The organism is Variovorax sp. VRV01 (assembly GCF_014852545.1).
In the GTDB taxonomy this organism is placed as follows: Bacteria; Pseudomonadota; Gammaproteobacteria; order Burkholderiales; family Burkholderiaceae_C; genus Variovorax; species Variovorax beijingensis_A.
In genome coordinates this window covers 22,454-36,245 of the sequence record NZ_JACVBS010000023.1, presented here as the reverse complement: position 1 = coordinate 36,245, position 13,792 = coordinate 22,454, and the positions used below count along the sequence as shown (strand labels likewise).

13 protein-coding genes are annotated in these 13,792 nt (G+C 69.2%); 7 read left to right on the top strand and 6 right to left on the bottom strand.

The annotated features are described in order from the left end of the window. Window positions 1–52 precede the first annotated feature (52 nt). Both IB278_RS29165 and IB278_RS29160 read left to right on the top strand, forming a co-directional pair. On the top strand, window positions 53–973 hold the full coding sequence (locus tag IB278_RS29165) for a hypothetical protein (RefSeq protein WP_225613246.1): 921 nt from the start codon (window positions 53–55) through the stop codon (window positions 971–973). A gap of 103 nt (window positions 974–1,076) precedes the next feature. Then, window positions 1,077–3,182 (top strand): esterase-like activity of phytase family protein, encoded by a 2,106-nt coding sequence (locus tag IB278_RS29160; protein ID WP_225613245.1) that lies wholly within the window; start codon window positions 1,077–1,079, stop codon window positions 3,180–3,182. A gap of 30 nt (window positions 3,183–3,212) precedes the next feature. On the opposite strand, the gene IB278_RS29155 is transcribed toward IB278_RS29160, so the two are convergent. Further along, window positions 3,213–4,091: a CoA transferase gene (locus IB278_RS29155; protein WP_145743483.1), complete on the bottom strand. Its 879-nt coding sequence runs from the start codon at window positions 4,089–4,091 to the stop codon at window positions 3,213–3,215. Window positions 4,092–4,239: 148 nt separating this feature from the next. Here IB278_RS29155 and IB278_RS29150 point away from each other — a divergent pair, with 148 nt between their 5' ends. Together IB278_RS29150 and IB278_RS29145 are read left to right on the top strand one after the other, a co-directional pair. Continuing rightward, the gene (locus tag IB278_RS29150; RefSeq protein ID WP_145743485.1) at window positions 4,240–5,142 is read left to right on the top strand and encodes an SDR family oxidoreductase; all 903 of its coding nucleotides are present in this window, start codon (window positions 4,240–4,242) and stop codon (window positions 5,140–5,142) included. Window positions 5,143–5,183: 41 nt separating this feature from the next. Further along, complete coding sequence (locus tag IB278_RS29145; RefSeq protein WP_145743487.1) at window positions 5,184–5,792, top strand: glutathione S-transferase; 609 nt, start codon at window positions 5,184–5,186, stop codon at window positions 5,790–5,792. A 5-nt stretch (window positions 5,793–5,797) separates the two neighbouring features. On the opposite strand, the gene IB278_RS29140 is transcribed toward IB278_RS29145, so the two are convergent. Then, on the bottom strand, window positions 5,798–6,187 hold the full coding sequence (locus tag IB278_RS29140) for a DUF488 domain-containing protein (protein ID WP_192327340.1): 390 nt from the start codon (window positions 6,185–6,187) through the stop codon (window positions 5,798–5,800). A 29-nt stretch (window positions 6,188–6,216) separates the two neighbouring features. Then, on the bottom strand, window positions 6,217–8,076 hold the full coding sequence (locus IB278_RS29135; RefSeq protein WP_192327337.1) for a PhoX family protein: 1,860 nt from the start codon (window positions 8,074–8,076) through the stop codon (window positions 6,217–6,219). A 93-nt stretch (window positions 8,077–8,169) separates the two neighbouring features. Here IB278_RS29135 and IB278_RS29130 point away from each other — a divergent pair, with 93 nt between their 5' ends. After that, complete coding sequence (locus IB278_RS29130) at window positions 8,170–8,997, top strand: crotonase/enoyl-CoA hydratase family protein (RefSeq protein ID WP_145743491.1); 828 nt, start codon at window positions 8,170–8,172, stop codon at window positions 8,995–8,997. 257 nt (window positions 8,998–9,254) lie between these two features. Next, window positions 9,255–9,566, top strand: a complete 312-nt coding sequence (locus IB278_RS29125; protein ID WP_145743494.1) for a hypothetical protein — start codon at window positions 9,255–9,257, stop codon at window positions 9,564–9,566. A gap of 50 nt (window positions 9,567–9,616) precedes the next feature. Here the strand turns inward: IB278_RS29125 and IB278_RS29120 are convergent, their stop codons facing one another. From IB278_RS29120 to IB278_RS29110, 3 genes are all read right to left on the bottom strand, one after another. Next, window positions 9,617–10,762: a DSD1 family PLP-dependent enzyme gene (locus IB278_RS29120; protein WP_192327334.1), complete on the bottom strand. Its 1,146-nt coding sequence runs from the start codon at window positions 10,760–10,762 to the stop codon at window positions 9,617–9,619. A gap of 81 nt (window positions 10,763–10,843) precedes the next feature. Continuing rightward, on the bottom strand, window positions 10,844–11,140 hold the full coding sequence (locus IB278_RS29115) for a hypothetical protein (RefSeq protein ID WP_225613244.1): 297 nt from the start codon (window positions 11,138–11,140) through the stop codon (window positions 10,844–10,846). A 74-nt stretch (window positions 11,141–11,214) separates the two neighbouring features. Beyond that, window positions 11,215–12,642: an amidase family protein gene (locus IB278_RS29110; RefSeq protein WP_192327331.1), complete on the bottom strand. Its 1,428-nt coding sequence runs from the start codon at window positions 12,640–12,642 to the stop codon at window positions 11,215–11,217. A gap of 140 nt (window positions 12,643–12,782) precedes the next feature. Here IB278_RS29110 and IB278_RS29105 point away from each other — a divergent pair, with 140 nt between their 5' ends. Further along, window positions 12,783–13,790 carry an ABC transporter substrate-binding protein gene (locus tag IB278_RS29105; RefSeq protein ID WP_145743500.1) on the top strand — a complete coding sequence of 336 codons (1,008 nt, stop codon included), beginning with the start codon at window positions 12,783–12,785 and terminating at the stop codon, window positions 13,788–13,790. Window positions 13,791–13,792: the final 2 nt, after the last annotated feature.

Here is a 13,792-nt window from a genome sequence, read left to right as displayed (position 1 = left end):
TTCTCCTCTGCCGGGGCGGCGGCCGTCTCGTCTCTTGTGTATGGTGTGGTCCATGAGCAGTCCGTTCCACTTGCCGGCTTCATGGGGCCACACCCTGGCGGGCGCCATCCTGCTCGCGGTTTCTGTGCATGCGCTGGGGGCGTCGCCCGACTCCGCGCCGGCCCCGGCCCCGGCCGCGGCGCAGGCGCTGCGCGCCACCCATCAGCGCATGGGGGTCAAGCTCGCGCAGAGCGGTTTCGGGCGGCCGCTCCAGCTCGACTCGACGGAGACGCCGAACGGGCTGCAGGGCGACATCTATGCGGTGGTGGACCACTCGCTGCCGGAGATCAGCGCCGCGCTCATGGAGCCCTCCCGCTGGTGCGAGCTGCTCACGCTGCACGTCAACAATCGCCGCTGCCGCACCGGCACCGCGCCGCAAGGCGGCGAGATGCTGACGCTGTTCGTGGTGCGGCGCTACGACAAGCCGGTCGAGCAGGCGTTCCAGCTGCCCTTTGCCTATCGCGTGGCCAGCGCGACGCAGGAATATCTGTCGGTCGAGATGAATGCGCCCAAAGGACCGCTCGGAACCAGCAACTACCGCGTCACGCTCGAGGCGGTGGCGCTCGACGGGCAGAGGAGCTTCCTGCATTTCAGCTACAGCTACGACCACAACATGATGGTTCGCATGGCCACCCAGGCGTACCTGGCGACCTTCGGCCGCAACAAGGTGGGCTTCACCGTGATGGGCAGGGACGCCGATGGCCAGCCCGACTACATCCGCGGCACGCGCGGGCTGGTGGAGCGCAATGCGATGCGCTACTTCCTCACGCTCGACGCCTATCTCTCTTCGGGAGCCGGCGTGCCGGCCGAGCGGCGGGAGCGCTCCTGGTTCGCCGCGGCCGAGCAGTATCCGCGGCAGCTGCACGAGATCGACCTGGACACCTACCTCGCGATCAAGCGCGAAGACCGGCAGCGCGACGGCGCCGGCCGCTGAGCATCCACAGCCTCGTCTTCCTGGTTTCACTGGCTTGTCACACGCCGCGGTGCTAATCGCCGGGGCCTGTGCCTGTTGCGCAGGCGCACGACAAGGACAAGTGATGACGAAGAAGACAAGAGGATCGAGGATGGGCTGGCTGGCGCTCGCGGGTGCCGCTGCGCTGGTCGCCGCCTGCGGTGGCGGCAGCGGCGGTGGAGGAGGGTGGGCATTTCCCGTGGCGGGCGGTGGCGGCACCACCAATCCGCCGGCCGCGCAATCGAAGACCGGCACCTTCCTCGACGCGGCCGTCGAGGGCCTCGACTACACCGCGGGCGGCAGCGCCGCGGCCAGCACCAACGCGAATGGCGAATTCACCTGCAAGGACGGCGAGACCGTGGCCTTCAGCATCGGCGCGCTCGCACTCGGCAGTGCCGCCTGTGGTGACGCGATCACGCCGCTGACCCTGGCGGGTGGCAGCGACGTGAAGGCCGATGCGGTCGTCAATCGCCTGCTGGCGCTGCAGAGCTTCGACGAGGACCGCGATCCCTCGAACGGCATCCGGCTGGCGCCTGCGCTCAAGGCCGCGCTGAGGGCGGGCGCGCTCGATTTCAGCGCCTCGGCCGAGAGCTTCGACACCGCGCTCAATGCGGTGCTCGCAGGGCTGCCCGCTCCCTACAATGCCCGCATGGTCGATCCAAGCCGCCGCATGCTGGCGCGCGAACACTTCGAGAACACGCTGGCCTCGCGCCTTGCCGCACCGGTGACCGAAGCCTTCACGCAGACCAACGCGCTCGGCACCATCGGGCTCGGCGTCACCCGCTACCAATTGCAGGCCGACGCCGCCTTCAACGTGCCCTACGAGGGCGACAACGAGAAGACCAGGGCCGACTTTCCGCAGGGCTTCCTGCCGGCCTACGGCTCGGGGCTCGCGTTCAAGGGCAAGGCGGACGACGGCACGCTCGAGTTCTATGCGATCACCGACCGTGGCCCGAACGGCGACGGCCCGACCGCGCCCGTGCCCGGCGGCAATGGCGCCACCAGCATCAGCAAGGTGTTCCCGGCGCCGTCGTTCGCGCCGAGCTTCGGCATCGTGCGCATTGGCAAGACGGGCGCCGTGCTCGCCTCGAGCCTGCCGCTCAGGCGCGATGCCGGCAGCAAGATCACCGGACTGCCGCCGCAGTCCGGCGTGGGCTCGACCGGCGAGACGCCGCTGACCGACCGCTACGTGTTCGATGCCGCCAAGGCGAACTACGACGCCAACGGCCTCGACCCCGAGACGCTGGTGCTCGACAAGGCGCGCAACGTGCTGTGGACCAGTGACGAATACGGCCCCTTCATCGTGCGCATCAACATGGCGACCGGCGTGGTCGAGAAGAAATACGCGCCCGGCAGCGGCGCTGCCGACCTGCCGCCGGTGCTGGCGCGGCGCCGGCCCAACCGCGGCATGGAAGGTTTGACGATCGATGCCGCGAGCGGCGTGCTGCACGGCTTCCTGCAGAGCCCGATCGATCCGCGCGACGGCAGCGGCAAGTCGATCAAGGCCAGGCCGCCGGGCGGCAGCAACACCGACGTGCGCCACATCGCGAAGTTCACGCGCTGGCTCGCCTTCGACCCGGCCACCGAGACCTCGAAGCTCTACGCCTACCCGATCGACGGCAGCCAGTACGACAAGGACCGCACCGGCAACGCCAAGCTCGGCGACGTGGTGAGCCTGGGCAACGGCCGCTTCATCGTGATCGAGCAGGGCGCGCGCAAGAGCGACGGCAAGGTGTTCAACAAGCTGATGCTGGTGGAGCTGCCGGCCAACGCGACGGACATCAAGGCCTTCGACTACGAATTGGAGATCAGCAGCATCACGCAGGCGCCCTCGGGTACCGCCGACTATTCGAGCGTGGTCACGATGCGCAAGACCGAGCTGCTCGACCTCAACGCACTGGGCTGGCTGGCCGAGAAGGCGGAGGGCCTGACGATCGTGGACGACCAGACGCTGGCGCTGGTGAACGACAACGACTTCGGCCTGGGTACGGTGCTGCTCGATGCCGATGGCAAGACCCTGGCCGGCAGCGTCGAGGACTGCACGGCCGACGCCAGCGGCGTGCTCAGCGGCTGCCCCGCGGGCGCCACCGGCGCGCGCATCACGCGCGGCTCCGACCTGGAGCGGCCGACCCGCATCTGGCTCATCAGGCTCGACCGCAAGCTCGGCGAGCTGCGCCTGCCGGCGTCCTGAGGACGCAGGCCGCGCTGGCCGGCCGCTGCGTCAGCCGGCCAGCGTGAGCAGCGGTACGTCGCGCTCGCGGCCCATGGCGTCGAGCTCGGCGCGCGTGCGCGTTGCGAGCCAGGCGGCCAGCGCGGTGTGCGTGGCCGGCGCCATCATGTCGGGCGGCGACACGCCCGCGGCCTCGCAGAGCCGGGCCGCGAAATGCGGCTCCAGCGCCGCCACCGCCACGCGGCCGTCGGCGCAGGGATAGACGCGGTAGCCCGCGTGCGCGCCGCCCACTGCGCCCGTGGGCTGCGTGAGGCCCCAGGTGCGCGGCAGCGCCAGCCAGTCGGCCGAGGCGTTGAGCGCCACTTCGAGGTACAGCCCGTTCGCGCCGGGCGCCGTTCGCGCGTGCAGGGTGGCCTGCAGCACGGCCTCGCTCGCGAGCAGCGCGCCGCCCATGTCGGCAAAGAGCGTGGGCGGCAGCTCGGTGCCGGTGACGAGGCCGCTTTCGGCGAGGTAGGTCAGGTCGTGGCCCGGTTCCTCGGCGCGTGCGCCGGGCGCACCGACGATCGCCACTTGCGACAGCCGGGGATGCTGCTCCTGCAGCGCGGCCCGGTCGAGGCCGAGCTTGGCCAAGGCCGAAGGACGGAACGAGGTCAGCAGCACGTCCGTCTGTGCGAGTTCCGCGTGCAGCTGCTGCCGTCCCGCCTCGGTCTTGAGGTCGGCGGTGCGAACGGCGACGCCCTCGTGCAGCGCGGCGTAAGCGGTCTTGTTGTAGTGCGCCATCGGGTCGCCGGCAGGCGGCTCGAGCTTCACGCAGATAGCCCCCATGGCCCGGCAGCGCAGCAGCGCCGCGGGTCCAGGAAGGTTGAGCGCAAGGCTCAGCACGCGCACGCCCGCAAGCGGCTGGAAGGGGGAGGCTTTGGAAGTTGGCATGGGCGGATTTCCAGGGAACAGGTCGGCTGCCATTCTGACTCGGCGCGGGGGGCCGGATTTCGCAAGCCGCGGCACGGCAGCGCGCGTAGCATGTGCGATGGCGGCGCTCCCTGCCTTGGCGCTGCCGCAACGACCAAGGAGACCCACCATGTTCGAACCTTCCCTCATGAGCGGCCAGCGCATTCTCGTGACCGGCGGCGGCACCGGCCTGGGCCGGGCCATGGCCGAGCGCTTTCTGGGCCTGGGCGCCGACGTGGCCATCTGCGGCCGGCGCCAGTCGGTCTGCGAGGAAACCGCGGCCGAGTGGCGCCAGCAGTTTCCCGGGCGCCGCATCGACACCTTCGGCGTGGACATCCGCGTGGCCCAGAGCGTCGACGAGATGGTCGAGAGCCTGTTCCAGAGCGGCGGGCTCACGGGACTCGTCAACAACGCCGCCGGCAACTTCGTCGCGCCGACCGAGAGCCTTTCGCCGCGCGCCTTCGATGCCATTGCGAACATCGTCTTCCATGGCAGCTTCTACGTCACGCAGGCCGTGGGCAAGCGCTGGGTGGCCGAGGCCAAGGCCGGCAAGTGGAAGCAGGGCGATGCGATGCGCAGCGTCATGAGCATCATCGTGACATGGGTCGACAACGGCAGCCCCTACGTCGTGCCGTCGGCCATGAGCAAGGCCGGCATCGAGGTCATGACCAAGTCGCTCGCGGTGGAGTGGGCGCGCCATGGCATTCGCCTGAACGCCGTCGGGCCGGGCGAGATCCCGACCGAGGGCATGAGCAAGCGCCTCAATCCCGGCGAGGAGCCCGGCGCGCGCAGCAAGAAGAGCAACCCGATGGCGCGCACCGGCCGCATGAGCGAGCTGCAGAACCTCGCGGCCTTCCTCATGGCGCCCGGCCAGTGCGACTGGCTCACCGGCCAGAGCATCATGATGGACGGCGGCAACGCGTTGGCCACGGGCGGCAACTTCTACGAGCTGCGGCAATGGAGCGACGACGACTGGCAGGCCGCGCGCGAGCGCATCGAGGCGCAGAACCAGAAGGACAAGGCGCAGCGCTGACTGGCGTTATCGTTGCGGCCCATCCCTCAGGAAAAAACAAGATGCAACTCATCGGCATGCTCGACTCCCCCTACGTGCGCCGCGCGGCCATTTCGCTGCGCCTGCTGGGGCTTGCGTTCGAACACCGGTCGATCTCGGTCTTCAGCACTTTCGAACAGTTCCGGGCGATCAATCCCGTGGTCAAGGCGCCGACGCTGGTGTGCGACGACGGCACGCTGCTGATGGATTCCACGCTGATCATCGACCATGCGGAAACCATCGCGGGCCGCAGCCTCATGCCCGCGGGCGGCGCCGAGCGGCTGCGTGCGCTGCGGGTGCTGGGGCTCGCGCTCGCGGCCTGCGAGAAGACGGTGCAGATCGTCTACGAGCGCAAGCTGCGCCCGCCCGAGAAGCAGCATGCGCCATGGGTCGACAGGGTGCGGGGCCAGCTGGCTGCCGCCTATGCGGGGCTCGAGGCCGAGATTGCGAAGCTGCCCGCGGTGGCCGATGAAGCCGCCCTTGGCCAGGCCGGGCTGACCAGCGCCGTGGCATGGGGCTTCACGCAAATGATGCTTCCCGAACTGGTCGCGCCAGCCGACTGCCCGTCGCTCGCAGCCTTTGCAGCCGCTGCGGAAAAACTGCCGGCCTTCGTCGCCCTGCCGCCGGTCTGAACGGATCAGTTCGCGATGTCCGCCCCGCGCTCGGCCAGCAGGCCGCGCAGCAGCGAGCGGTGGCAGCGCGATTCGTCCTCGCAGTAGCAGCCGACCGAAAACGCCGCCGTGTGCGACAGGGCGGCCAGCAGGTCGATGCTGCGGCTTGCATCGGCCTCGGCCATCTCGGACTTGTACTTGCGCATGAAGGCATTCCACTGCACAGGGGTTTCCGCCTCCTGGCCCAGCTTCATGGTCTCCGCGGAAGGCGCGAGATTGGGGTACCACACGTCATACCAGTCCTGCGATGCGAACTCGGTCTTCGGAACGCCGCGCGGCGGACGGCGCACGGTGCCGATGCGCAGGCCCTCTCCGGCCGTGCGCGGCGTGCCCAGGCGAACGATGCGGATGCTCATGCAGGGTCTCCTTTCTCTCTCAGTTGGCTTCAGGTGCCGACGATAGCGCCATCGCGCCGGCGGATCGCAAGCGTGGCCGAGCGCGGCCGCGCGCTGCCGGGCACGGTGCCGTCGGGCCAGGCGCTGTTGGGTGCGGCGCTGCCATCGTCGCGCGATTCGCCCGGGTGCTGGATGTTGACGAACAGCGTGCGCCGGTCGGGCGTCACCACGCAGCCCGTGACCTCGCTGCCACTCGGCGCCGTGAGGAAGCGCTTGATGCGGCCCGTGGCCGGATCGGCGCACAGCATCTGGTTGTTGCCGAGCGCGGCATAAGGCGGCTTGCCGATGAGCTGGCCGCTCATGTCGGTCTGGATCCAGAGCAGGCCGCCGCTGTCGAAATGCAGGCCGTCGGGGCTGCCGAAGACATCGGCGTCGTCCGATGGATAGCGCGCGCCGCTGCCCGCCTGCGCGGGATCGCCGGCCAGCGCGAAGTGGTCCCAGCCGAAGCTCGCGCTGCCGGCATCGCCGCCGTCCTCGCGCCAGCGCAGGATGCCACCGAAGAGGTTGCCGGCACGCGGGTTGGCCGCATCGGGCGCGGGCTTGCCCGGCTCGCCGCGCTGGCTGTTGTTGGTGAGCGTGACGTACACCTCGCCGGTCTGCGGATGCACTGCGATCCATTCGGGGCGGTCCATCTTGGTGGCGCCCACTGCGTCGGCGGCCAGCCTGGCGTGGATCAGCACCTCGGCCTGGCCGGCGAAGCCGCTGTCCGCGTCGAGGCCGTTGCGGCCGTGCACGAGTTCGAGCCACTGGCCGCGGCCGCCGGCATCGAAGCGTGCGGCATAGAGCGTGCCTTCGTCGAGCAGGCGGCTGTTGGCGGAAGCCCGGGAGCCGTCGCCGGCCATCGAGACCTTGCCGTGGCTCACGAACTTGTAGATGTATTCGAACCTGGCGTCGTCGCCCATGTAGACGACGACACGCCCGTCCCTGGCGAGCGTGCAGGTCGCGCTTTCCTGGCGCTTGCGTCCGAGCGCGGTGCGCTTGACCGGTTTGGCCGCGGGATCGAAGGGATCGATTTCCACCACCCAGCCGAAGCGGTGGGGCTCGTTCGGATGCCGGCTCATGTCGAAGCGTTCCTCGAAGCGCCAGTACTCCACCCACTGCGAGCCCGGCACCGTGCCGTAGCGGCGCTGCGCGGACGTGGCGTCCTTTGCCGCTTCCTTCGGCCCGCCGAAGTAGCCGTGGAAGTTTTCTTCGCAGCTCAGGTAGGTGCCCCAGGGCGTGACGCCCATCGCGCAGTTGGCGAAGGTACCGAGCACTTCGTCGCCGGCCGGATTGGCGGCGGTGCGCATCGGCGCCGCGCCCGCGGCGGGGCCGGCGATGCGCATGGGCGTCTGCCCGTGCACGCGCCGCGCGTAGGGCGAGGGCCGCACCTGGCGCCAGCCATCGCGCGTGCGGCGGATCTCGATGACCGAGACGCCCATCGCATGCAGCGACTTGCGCACCTTCTCGGCGATCCACTCCTTGCTGCCGTCGGCATGGAGCAGTTGCTCGTCGGTGTACTCGTGGTTCATCACGAGCAGGCCGCGGTCCGATGACGCGAGCGGAAAGAAGTGCATGCCATCGTGATGCATGCCGGCCTGCAGCGCCTGGTCGGCGGCGCTGTTGCTGCCGTCGGGCGCGAAGGCCGGCATGGGATGCTCCGCGATGCCGGTGGGCGTGCCCCAGGGATAGAGCAGCTGCCATTCGTATTCGGGCGGCACCACCACCGCATCGCGCAGCGACGCCGGCACCGCGGTGAAGCCGAGCACGGGCCGGGCCGGGCCGGCGGGCGCGCTGGTGCCCTGGGAATGGAGCAGCGCCACCACGGCGGCGGCACCCGATTGCAGAAAGATGCGGCGGTCCAGGGGCATGGGTCCAGGGGGTGTTGGGTAGGCGACAGGCGCCATCATCGCCGAGCGCCCGTGCCGGGCGATACTGGCGCGAAGACCGAAGGAGACACTGCCATGGCCGAGCGAATCGAATGGACCCGCCACCCCGACGGCGTGGTGCAACTGCAGCTTGCACGTGCGGACAAGATGAACGCGCTCGATCCCGCGATGTTCGATGCGCTGATCGAAGCGGGCGAGGCCCTGCGCGAAGACGCGGCGGTGCGCGCGGTGGTCATTTCCGGCCAGGGCAAGGCGTTCTGCGCGGGGCTGGACATGGCCTCCTTCGAGCGCATGGGGCAGGGGGCCGCCAGCGCGGTGCTGGGCGCGGCCGCGGGCGGCACCGACCTGTCCGCGCGCACGCACGGCATCTCGAACGCGGCGCAGTACGTGGCCATGGCCTGGCGCGAGGTGCCGGTGCCCGTCATTGCCGCCGTGCACGGCGTGGCTTTCGGCGGCGGCCTCCAGGTGGCGCTGGGGGCCGACATCCGCATCGTGGCGCCCGACACCAAGCTGTCGGTGATGGAAATCAAGTGGGGCCTGGTGCCCGACATGGGCGGCATGGTGCTGATGCGCGAACTCGCGCGCAGCGACGTGGTGCGCGAACTCACCTTCACGGGCCGCATCTTCTCGGGCGAGGAAGCCCTGCAGCTCGGCTTTGCCACGCGGCTGGCGGCCGATCCGCTCGCCGAGGCGCTTCAGATGGCGCACGGCATCGCGGTCAAGAGCCCCGACGCCATCCGGGCGGGCAAGCGCCTGCTCAATGCGGCGCTGTCGCACAGCGCGGCCGAGCTGCTGATCGCCGAATCGGTGGAGCAGCAGGCCTTGATCGGAAGCGCGAACCAGAAGGAGGCCGTGCAGGCCAACATCGAGCGGCGGCCGCCGCGATTCAGCTCGCCGGCCTGAGCCCCGCCCCAGGGAGGACCCCCAAAGGCCGGATTCCGGTCTTTTTTTTGCCTTTTTGGTGCAGAAAACAAGCAAATCGACACACCCAGCCGGCGGTATGTAAGAATTAAGTATCCTTGTAGGTGTGCGATCTCCACCACAAAGCTTCACTTTGTGTGAGGAAGGTCACGTCTCGCAAAGGAAAAAGGGCCGGGAAAGGTGGATGTCTTGGTCACATTCCCTAACAATTAATCCTTTTGATTGCGACGGCGCTCTGCATGTCGACCACTTTTTTCTGCAACCTCAGTTTGCCCGTGCTGGTGGGCGAGGATCGCTACAGGTACTTGCCCGTCGTCGCGGTGTTCCGCAGCATTCCGTTCGACCAGGTGGACGAGTGGGTGATGCATCCCGACGGCCAGCCGCGCAGCGATCGCGAATTGGCGGCAGAAGTGCTGGTGGAAATCCGCGAGCCGGCCGGCGGGAGCGTACGCAATGCGCCGCACTCCTTGGAGGTGGCCGATGTCCTCCAGTTGGACCGTGCGGCCGCCATCGTCGTAGCGACCTTTCTTGCAGCCTTGCCGCGCGCCTGACGAGCGCGGGAAACCGGCCGCACGCCCCGCCGCGACCCTGATGCGGGTTTTCAGTGCCTGCCGCGCGCATCCACCGGCCAGATCGCGACCAGCGTGTCGCCGTCGACCACATGGTAGGCGTCGTGCAGGTTGACGGTCGGGTCGCAATGCGGCGTGATGAACTCCACCCGGTCGCCGAGCGCGGGCCGCTGCCCGGCGCAGAACAGCTTGCCGTGCTCGTCGCCGAAGAAAGCGTAGCGGCTCGCCGGATCGGCACCGCGTGCCACCAGCGGCACGCCGCAGTCGGTGGCAAAGCACTTGGTGCCGCCGTCCACGGTGACCCATTCCGCCGCATTGGTGCTCACCACCGCCGTCTGGACGAACAGCGACACCTCGAACGGTGAAGGCTGCCCCGGGCTGCCCTGCAGCACCTGCGCATATTCCGCGTCCATGAACACGTAGGAGCCCGCCTGCAATTCGGTGAAGGCGTCCCGCTGCGCGTCGAGGTCGTGCGTGCCGGTACCCGCGCCCGTGACGATCTCGAAGTGAATGCCGCTGCGCTCGGCGTCCGCGACGATGCGCGCGATGGCTTCGCGCAGGCCGGCCGCGGCGGCGCTGCGCTGCTGCCGGTCGACGATGTGCTGCAGGTTGCCGGCGTAGGCCTGCAGCCCGCGCAGCTTCAGGCGCGGCTCGGCCGCAATGCAGCGCGCGAGCTCGAGCACCTGCGCCTCGCTGGCCGCGCCCGTGCGGTTGTAGCCGGCGCCGTAGTCGACCAGCACTTCGAGAGGATGCGGCAGGCCGAGCGTGGCGGCGGCCAGGTCGGCGGCATTGCGCGGGTCGTCCACCACCACCATCATTCCGCCGGGGCCGGCCAGCCTGGCCAGCCTGACCACGCGCGCGATCTTGCTCGGCGTGACGGCCGGCGAGGTGATCAGCACGTCCGGAATGCCGGCCCTGACCATGACCTCGGCCTCGCCCAGCGTGACGCAGCTCACGCCGATGGCACCCGCGGCCACCTGGCGGCGCGCGATCTCCACCGACTTGTGCGTTTTCACATGCGGCCGCAGGCCGACGCCACGCGCCTTGGCAAAGGCGGCCATGCGCTCGATGTTGCGCGTCAGCGCGCCAAGATCGAGCAGCAGCGCCGGCGTGTCGAGCGACTGCCGACCGCCGGCAATTCCGATCAGCGGTTTGTTGACTTGTGAATCAGGAAGCATGGGAAACCTTTGCGGGGCGCGCGCCGGCGCGATGAACGAATGGCGAAATGATCGCACCGAAAGGCCTTCGGCGATGCGTCGTCAGTCGTCCTGCGCCGGCAGCCGATGCGCCGGGCGCCGCAGCGCCAGCCACCAGAAGAGTCCCGCGTTGACGGCCCAGCCTCCGGTCAGCAGGAGCAGTGCGGTCCGCGCCACGCCCGGCGCAAGGTCGAGCGTCAGCAGGGCGAGCGACCATGGCAGGGCCCCGGCGATCGCCACCAGCATGGCCATCTCGCTGTCCGGAAAGGCCGCGCTCGAAACAACGCACACCACGCCCGCGGCCGTATAGGCGAGTGCGCCGACGCGCCACCAGGAAGGAAAGATCGGTCGGGTGTCCATGGTGTGCATGGTGCAACGATTGCAGAGGGCGCAGGCATGCCGCGACAGCCGCCCGCGCGAAGCGATGTAAGCCTTCAGGCGATGGCGGGCGCTACCGGAGCGGGTGGAAGAACGGCTTCGATGGCGAGCGCCAGCGCGAGCAGCGCACTGTCCGATCCGGCCGGGCCTGTCAGTTCCATTCCCGCGGGCAGGCTGCCGCGCGCGAGGCCCATCGGCAGGCTCAGCGCGGGCAGTCCCGCCATGCCGGCCGGACCCGTGTTGCGGATGTAGGCGGAGAAGGCCGATACCGGCCGGCCGCACAGCATGACCTCCACGTCTTCGCCGATGCGCGCCGCGCAGAGCGGGCTGGTCGGGAACACCAGCGCGGCGATGGCGTTCTGCGCGAAGCAGCGGCGATACGCCTCCTGCATGCGCGGGCGCAGCACGCCGAGCGCGTGGCGGTAGGCCGGCGTGCCGATCGCGCCCGGTCCGAACAGGCGCTCGAACAGCGGCCGGACGTCGGGGCTCACGACGGCATCGGCGAGTGCGCGGGCATCGAAGGGGTGCTCGTGGCGCGCGAAGTAGGCCTGCAGCGCAGGCAGGATCTCGTAGAGAGAGATCGACATGGAGCCCTGCTGGAACAGCGCGCCGGCTTCGCCCAGATCGCAGGGCACCAGCACCGCGCCAGCGCTGCGCAGCCGCTCGAGCGCGTCCTGCGCCAGTGCAGCCACCGGCGGATCGATCTCGTCCCAGAAGTAGCGCTGCGGCACGCCCAGGCGCACGCCAGCGAGCGGCGCCGGCGCCAGCCGCAGCGGGCCATCGGCGATGGCATGGTCGATCAGCACGCAGTCGTCCACGTTGCGCGCCATGGCGCCTGCGGTGTCGAAGGTGGGCGAGATCGGCACAAGTCCGTCCCCAGGCCAGCGGCCGATGGTGGGCCTGAAGCCGACCAGGCCGCACAGCGCGGCGGGCACCCGGACCGAGCCGCCCGTGTCCGTGCCGATGGCCGCGGGAACGGCGCGCATGCCGAGCAATGTTGCGTTGCCACCGCTCGAGCCGCCTGAAATGCGCGAGGGATCGAAGGGGTTGCGCGACGGGCCGAACGCGTGGTTGTGGCCGGTGACGCCTTGCGACCACTCGTGCAGATTCGTCTTGCCAAGCACCAGCGCACCCGCAGCCAGCAGGCGCTGCGTCACGCCCGCCGCGCGGCGCGGACGGTGGTCCGCCATCCACGGGCTGCCGGCGGTGGTGGGAAAGCCGACCACGTCGATGTTGTCCTTGAACGCGAGCGGCACGCCATGCAGAGGGCGCGCGCCGGCGGCAGGCCGGGGCGCTGCGTCGAGCGCCAAGGCCTCACTGCGAAGGCGCTGCGCGTCCTGGTGCAGCAGGCCACCGAGGGAGGCGGCTGCGGTACTGCGCCGCAGCAGCGCATCCACATAGTCTGCGGTGCGGAGCTCGCCTCGCGCCATCTGCTCCGCGGCTTCGCGGGCGGAGAGATCGGTGAGCGCATGGATTCGGTTCATGGAGGATTCAAATTGGGGCAGAGGCCATGCGGGAGTGCATGTTCCGGGCCAATTCGCCGCCCCGGAGGCCGTAAAACCGCCTGAAATGACGTGGCATGGATACTGCTTAAAGAGTTTTTTGTATCCATGAGGCCTTCCACATGTCTTTCAAGTCCTTGCGTTTCCTGACTCTCGCCGCAGCGTCGATGGCGCTTCTTGCGAGCCTGCCGGCATCCGCTGCGGAGAAGGTGTCGCTGCGCCTCAAATGGCTGGCGCAGGCGCAGTTCGCCGGCTTCTACGTGGCCAAGGCCAAGGGCTTCTACGACCAGGGTGGCCTCGACCTGACGATCAATCCGGGCGGGCCCAATCTCAACGTCGAGACCCTCGTCGCCTCGGGCAACGACACCTTCGGCCTCGCCGGCGGCACGGAGACGGTGCTGCTGGCGCGCGAGAAAGGCCTGCCGCTGGTGTGCATCGGCGTCACGGTGCAGACCACGCCCTTCACCTATGTCACCTACAAGGATTCGGGCATCACCCAGGTGAAGGACTTCGCGGGCAAGAAGGTGGCCACGTGGTTCACCGGCACGCAGTACACGCTCTATTCGATGCTCGCTTCGGCCGGCATGAAGCAGGGCGACCTGACCATCGTGCCGCAGTCGGGCTCGATGGCGCCTTTCGTCGAGAAGCAGTTCGACGTGGCCGCCGCCACCTACTACAACGAACTCAACGTGCTCAAGGCGCAGGGCCTGGGCGACAAGCTCACGCTCATCAAGCCCGATGACTACGGCGTGATCGTGCAGCAGGACACGGTGCTCGTGTCCGAGAAATACCGCAACGAAAAGCCGCAGCAGGTGCAGGCCTTCATGAACGCGACCATCAAGGGCTGGAAGTACGCGCTGCAGAACAAGAAGGAAGCCATCGACATCGTCATGGCCGCATCGCCCAGCCTGAACCGCGCGCACCAGGAAGCGATGCTCGACGAGTTCGAGAAGCTCGTGAAGGCCGGCAAGGGCACGACCGACGGCATCCTCGCCATCGACCTGCCGACGGTCGAGAAGATGCAGACCCAGTTGGTGGGCTACAAGGCGCTGAAGGCGCCGGCCGACCTGTCGAAGGCCTACGACCCGAGCTTCTGGACGCAGGTGCCGGCCACCGACAAGAAGTTCTGAGC